General features: G+C 39.0%; 1 protein-coding gene. It reads left to right on the top strand.

Translation table 11 applies throughout. The features are described 5' to 3' along the window. Positions 1–69: 69 nt before the first annotated feature. A partial coding sequence (locus tag AAEZ03_RS28330) for a hypothetical protein (protein ID WP_350583277.1) occupies positions 70–251 on the top strand: 182 nt, incomplete at its 3' end.

Genomic DNA, 251 nt, shown 5'->3' with positions numbered 1-251 from the left:
ACACAGAATAAAGAAAAAAGCGGTCGTCATTGCAGATAAAAGCCTGCCCCCACAACAAGGAGAAAGCAAATGAAAAAATCCTTGAAGCAAGCAACAAAAGATCACTACAACCAGCAAAATTTAAGTGCGGCGCAGCTTGGCTCATTGAACGCGATATTATCCACATCAGAAAATAACAGTGAGAGAAATATAGATAGTCAATTATTTACGATTAAACATAGTAAGAAGCAGAGCCGTTGGCTAGCAATAGC

The organism is Pseudomonas sp. HY2-MNA-CIBAN-0224, from assembly GCF_040310285.1.
In the GTDB taxonomy this organism is placed as follows: Bacteria; Pseudomonadota; Gammaproteobacteria; order Pseudomonadales; family Pseudomonadaceae; genus Aquipseudomonas; species Aquipseudomonas helleri.
The sequence above is the reverse complement of the archived record's forward strand: the minus strand, read 5'-3'. Positions and strand labels throughout refer to the sequence as shown.